Source organism: Burkholderia sp. Se-20378, from assembly GCF_017104665.1.
GTDB classification, from domain to species: Bacteria; Pseudomonadota; Gammaproteobacteria; order Burkholderiales; family Burkholderiaceae; genus Burkholderia; species Burkholderia lata.
Genome location: NZ_JAAGPG010000628.1, coordinates 1 through 4272 on the forward strand (window position 1 = coordinate 1; position 4272 = coordinate 4272).

Genomic DNA, 4272 nt, shown 5'->3' on the forward strand with positions numbered 1-4272 from the left:
CCGAACGGCCCGTACGTGCTCGGGTTGCTCGACGCGGCGATCGACGGCGCACTGGCAGGCCGGTACGACGCGATCGTCACCGCGCCGCTGCAGAAGAGCACGATCAACGATGCGGGCGTGCCGTTCACCGGCCATACCGAATACCTGGCGGATCGCACGCATACGCCGCGTGTCGTGATGATGCTGGCCGGTACCGGCCACAAGCCGCTGCGCGTCGCGCTCGCGACCACGCATCTGCCGCTGAAGGACGTGTCGGCCGCACTCACGATCGACGGGCTCGTCGAGACGCTCGCGATCATCGATCGCGACCTGCGGCGCGACTTCGGTCTGGCCGCACCGCGCATTCTCGTGACGGGCCTGAACCCGCACGCGGGCGAGAACGGTTATCTCGGCCGCGAGGAGATCGACGTGATCTCGCCGGCGCTGGCCCGCGCGAACGCGCAGGGCATCGACGCGCGCGGCCCGTATCCGGCCGACACGCTGTTCCAGCCGCGCCATCTCGCCGATGCCGATTGCGTGCTCGCGATGTTCCATGACCAGGGCCTGCCCGTGCTGAAGTACGCGACGTTCGGCGAGGGCATCAACGTGACGCTCGGGCTGCCGATCATCCGGACATCGGTCGATCACGGCACGGCGCTCGATCTGGCCGGCACGGGCCGAGCGGATCCGGGCAGCATGATCGCCGCGCTCGACACGGCCGTCACGATGGCGCGTCATCGCCGCACGGCCTGACGCGGCCCGGCTTTACCTCTTTCGTCGTATTTTTCGTTTTACTCAGTCGATGTCGAACAGCAGACAGCACCAAGGCCATTTCGCGCGCAAGCGCTTCGGGCAGAACTTCCTCGTCGATCACGGCGTGATCGACTCGATCGTCTCGACGATCGGCCCCGCGCGCGGCCAGCGCATGGTCGAGATCGGCCCCGGCCTCGGCGCGCTGACCGGGCCGCTGATCGAGCGCCTCGCGACGCCCGAGTCGCCGCTGCATGCGGTCGAGCTCGACCGCGACCTGATCGGGCGCCTGCAGCAACGCTTCGGCGCGCTGCTCGAACTGCACGCGGGCGACGCGCTCGCGTTCGATTTCCGGTCGCTCGCAGCGCCCGGCGACAAGCCGTCGCTGCGGATCGTCGGCAACCTGCCGTACAACATTTCCAGCCCGCTGCTGTTTCACCTGATGACGTTCGCCGATGCGGTCATCGACCAGCACTTCATGCTGCAGAACGAAGTCGTCGAGCGGATGGTCGCGGAGCCGGGCACGAAGGCGTTTTCGCGTCTGTCGGTGATGCTGCAGTACCGCTACGTGATGGAGAAGATGCTCGACGTGCCGCCGGAATCGTTCCAGCCGCCGCCGAAGGTCGATTCGGCGATCGTCCGGATGATTCCGTACGAGCCGCACGAACTGCCGGACGTCGATCCCGTGCTGCTCGGCGAAGTCGTCACCGCCGCGTTCTCGCAGCGCCGCAAGATGCTGCGCAATACGCTCGGCGACTATCGCGAGACGATCGATTTCGACGCGCTCGGCTTCGATCTCGCGCGTCGCGCGGAGGATGTGAGCGTGGCCGAATACGTCGGCGTCGCGCAGGCGCTTGCGGCGGTGCGCAAGGCCGGTTGAGGCCGGGCACGCGAGCTGGACCGGATGTGCGAAAAAGGCTGCCCGGCGGGCAGCCTTTTTTATTGCGTGGATGCGTGCGAGTTGCGCACGGTTGTCATGCCCGCCGGCGTGCCGGCGCGTTGACGAGCGCGATGCCGGTCAGCACGAGCGCGGCCGCGGACATGAAGCGCCAGCCGACCGATTCGCCGAGCAGCAGCACGCCGAACGCGACGCCGAACAGCGGCGACAGGAACGTGAAGACCGACAGCCGCGACGCGCTGTAGCGCGTCAGTAGCCAGAACCACGACAGGTAGCTGACGAACGCGACGATCACCGACTGGTATGCGAGGCTGGCCACCGCGACCGGCGTGACGTGCGCGAACGACACCTGGCCGAACAGTGCGGCCAGCGCGACCAGTACGACCGCCGATACCGCGAGCTGGTAGAACAGCGTCTTGCTCGCGCTCGCCCGCGCGAGCGCCGTCGAGCGCACGACGACCGTCGTCGCAGCCCACATCGCGCCGCCGAGGATCCCGAGCGCATCGCCTGCCAGCCCGGCCAGTACCGATGCGCCGGGCGCACGCGGCTTCAGGAAGCCGTCCGCGAATGCGAGCGCGATGCCGGCGAATGCCAGGCCGACGCCGGCCCACTGCGTGCGCTGCAATCGTTCGCCCGGTGCGAACAGGTGCAGGCCGAGCGCGGTGAAGCACGGCGCCGTGTACAGGAAGATCGCCATGTGCGACGCACTCGTCAGCGTCAGCCCGAAGAACACGCAGATGAATTCGCCGGCGAACAGCGCCCCGGCCGCGAGACCCGCGCCGAACGTGCCGTCTGCCTGGAACAGCGGCGTACCGCGCGAGCGGGCCCAGCCCCATAGCAGCACCGCCGCGATCACCGAGCGCAGCCCGGCCTGGAACATCGGCGCGATCGCGGCGTTCGTGCTCTTGATTGCGACCTGCTGGAAGCCCCAGATCGCGCACAGCAGCAGCATCAGGCCGACGGCGCGCGTGTCGAGCGCACGGCGCACGGGGGCGGCGGTGAGCGTGGTCATCGGCGAACCTCGCCGGTTCGTGGTGACTGCAGGATCGGGAGGGGCGCGCATCCGGCGCGCTCGAATCGGCGGTTTCGCACGGCAGTGTGGCTGTAGGGGAGAGTGGTGGTCGCGTTCGGGCAGTGTGGGATGCCCGTTTTTGGTGCGGGGTGGAACGATGTTACCCGATCGGCGCGGTAGCCGGGCGAGCCGGAACGTGCTGTTTTCCGCCGTTACGGTTGCGCTGGCCGGTGCGGACGGGCCGTATCGGCCGCGCGCCGGCCTTGAGCTTCCGGTTGGCCGTCCGGCCAGGCGCCCCCGGCTGGGCGCCCCCGGCGAAGTTCACCCGACTCTGGTAGAGTTCCCGGTTCTGGAAAGTCCCCACAGGAGTACAACACATGCGATTGCTGCATACGATGCTGCGAGTCGGCGATCTCGACCGCTCGATCAAGTTCTACACCGAATTGCTCGGCATGAAGGTGCTGCGCCGCGACGACTATCCGGAAGGCAAGTTCACGCTCGCATTCGTCGGCTACGGCGATGAAAGCAACAACACGGTGATCGAACTGACCCACAACTGGGACACCCCGTCCTACGACCTCGGCAACGGCTTTGGCCACCTCGCGCTGGAAGTCGACGACGCGTACGCGGCCTGCGACAAGATCAAGGCGCAAGGCGGCAAGGTCACGCGCGAAGCGGGCCCGATGAAGCACGGTACGACCGTGATCGCGTTCGTCGAGGATCCGGACGGCTACAAGATCGAGTTCATCCAGAAGAAGGCGCATTGAGCGCCGGATGAGCCGGGCTGCGGCGTGCGATGTGCGCCGCAGCAGCAAAAAAGGGCGATGCGGGGTGACCCGCATCGCCCTTTTTCGTTGGCGGCGACGCCATGCGCGTCAAAGCGACGGCAGCAGCTCGGGCGGGTGATGCTTGAGCGTGTGCCGCGCTTCGCGGAACTCGGGGAAGATCGATTCGACGGTCTGCCAGAAGGCCGGGCTGTGGTTCATCTCGCGCAGGTGCGACAGCTCGTGCGCGACGACGTAGTCGATGATCGACATCGGGAAATGGATCAGCCGCCAGTTCAGCCGGATCTTGCCGTCGCTCGAGCAGCTGCCCCAGCGCGTTGCGGCCGACGACAACGCGTACATCGAATACGTGACGCCGAGTTTCTCCGCGTAGACGACGAGGCGCTCGCCGAAGATCCGCTTGGCTTCGCCCTGCAGCCAGCCCTGCACGCGATCCTTGATCTGCTGCATGTCGGCCTGGAGGGGCAGCGGCAGCGAGAGCCGCAGCGCATCGGCGTCGAACGCGACGGCGCCCGCGCCGAGCGCGATCGTCACCGTCTTGCCGAGATACGGGAGCTGCGCGCCGTCGCGCCAGTCGATCTGCGGCAGCGCGCGCTGCTCGGTGCGCGTCTTCCACTCCGCGAGCTTCGCGAAGATCCAGCGTTGTTTCTCGAAGATCGCGGCTTCGATGTCGGCGAGCGTGACCCAGCGCGGCGCGGTGATCGACAGCCCGCTGCCGTCGATCGTGAAGCCGATCGTGCGGCGCGCGGAGCGCTTCAGGCGGTATTCGAGCACGCGGCTGTCGAGTGCGAACGTGCGCACGCGCGAGCGGTCGGGCGCCGGGCCCGGATCGAGCGGCGCGGCGGGTG

At 67.9% G+C, this 4272-nt stretch carries 5 protein-coding genes; 3 read left to right on the plus strand and 2 right to left on the minus strand.

The window, feature by feature from the left end:
* Both pdxA and rsmA read left to right on the plus strand, forming a co-directional pair.
* The coding region (gene pdxA / locus G3N93_RS35105) for a 4-hydroxythreonine-4-phosphate dehydrogenase PdxA (protein WP_206135027.1) at nt 1-732 on the plus strand (732 nt) is incomplete at its 5' end.
* 49 nt (nt 733-781) lie between these two features.
* The gene (gene rsmA, locus G3N93_RS35110; RefSeq protein ID WP_122474319.1) at nt 782-1609 is read left to right on the plus strand and encodes a 16S rRNA (adenine(1518)-N(6)/adenine(1519)-N(6))-dimethyltransferase RsmA; all 828 of its coding nucleotides are present in this window, start codon (nt 782-784) and stop codon (nt 1607-1609) included.
* A gap of 94 nt (nt 1610-1703) precedes the next feature.
* Here the strand turns inward: rsmA and G3N93_RS35115 are convergent, their stop codons facing one another.
* Nucleotides 1704-2639 (minus strand): DMT family transporter, encoded by a 936-nt coding sequence (locus G3N93_RS35115; protein WP_174940243.1) that lies wholly within the window; start codon nt 2637-2639, stop codon nt 1704-1706.
* A 377-nt stretch (nt 2640-3016) separates the two neighbouring features.
* On the opposite strand from G3N93_RS35115, the gene gloA reads away from it, so the two are divergent.
* The gene (gloA, locus tag G3N93_RS35120) at nt 3017-3406 is read left to right on the plus strand and encodes a lactoylglutathione lyase (RefSeq protein ID WP_174940245.1); all 390 of its coding nucleotides are present in this window, start codon (nt 3017-3019) and stop codon (nt 3404-3406) included.
* A gap of 108 nt (nt 3407-3514) precedes the next feature.
* On the opposite strand, the gene G3N93_RS35125 is transcribed toward gloA, so the two are convergent.
* Nucleotides 3515-4272 (minus strand): M48 family metallopeptidase (locus tag G3N93_RS35125; protein WP_206135028.1); only part of this gene is annotated, 758 nt, incomplete at its 5' end.

Bases quoted from the DNA above. Each gene is read 5' to 3' on its own strand.
- G3N93_RS35115 (WP_174940243.1), bottom strand. From the start codon at position 2,639: ATGACCACGCTCACCGCCGCCCCCGTGCGCCGTGCGCTCGACACGCGC.
- gloA (WP_174940245.1), top strand. From the start codon at position 3,017: ATGCGATTGCTGCATACGATGCTGCGAGTCGGCGATCTCGACCGCTCG.
- rsmA (WP_122474319.1), top strand. From the start codon at position 782: ATGTCGAACAGCAGACAGCACCAAGGCCATTTCGCGCGCAAGCGCTTC.